The organism is Bradyrhizobium campsiandrae (assembly GCF_014529705.1).
In the GTDB taxonomy this organism is placed as follows: domain Bacteria; phylum Pseudomonadota; class Alphaproteobacteria; order Rhizobiales; family Xanthobacteraceae; genus Bradyrhizobium; species Bradyrhizobium campsiandrae.
In genome coordinates this window covers 1-632 of record NZ_JAANIH010000175.1, presented here as the reverse complement: position 1 = coordinate 632, position 632 = coordinate 1, and the positions used below count along the sequence as shown (strand labels likewise).

Sequence of the window (632 nt, the reverse complement as noted above, 5' to 3'; positions counted from 1 at the left end):
CCGGCCAGCGGAAGGTCGGCAGCGAGCTCGTGGTCTCCGCCGCTTTCGCCGGCATCTCCGCGGGCTTCTCTTCGATGTTGGTGGTGGCCTGGGCCAGGCGTGCGCTCTGCGCAGGCGCGGCGGCGGCCAGCTTGGTAGTCGGGACCGGAGCCGGCGCGACCGGCTGCAGCGCAGCCGCCACGGGGGCCGCGCCGACAGGTGCCGGAGCCAGCGGAGCCGCAACCGCGGCGGTCTTGGCGCCCGGCACGGTCAGCTTGGCGCCGAGCTTGAGCTTGGCCGACGGCTCAAGACCATTGGCGCGAGCAAGCTCCGCCGAGGAGATGTGGTTCTTGCGCGCGATGCTGGCGAGCGTGTCGCCATGATTGACGAAGTGGAAGCTCGACGGCGCGGCGACGGCGGCCACCGCCTTCGGCGCCATCGCGGGAGCCGCAGCAACCGGAGCCATCGCCGGCACAGGGGCAGCAGCCACGGCACCCGGATGCGGGATGATCAGTTGCTGGCCGGGCGAAAGCGCGCGCGGGCCCTTGTAGCCGTTGGCGGCAAGGATCGCCTGCGGCGTGACGTGATAGCGCTTGGCGAGCACGTCGAGCGTGTCGCTGGTGCCGACAATGACCTTGGTCCCGCCGGCCGGC

At 72.3% G+C, this 632-nt stretch carries 1 protein-coding gene; it reads right to left on the bottom strand.

Annotated features, from left to right (window positions below; translation table 11 throughout):
- Positions 1 to 632 (bottom strand): LysM peptidoglycan-binding domain-containing protein (locus G8O24_RS42565; protein WP_188108418.1); only part of this gene is annotated, 632 nt, incomplete at both ends.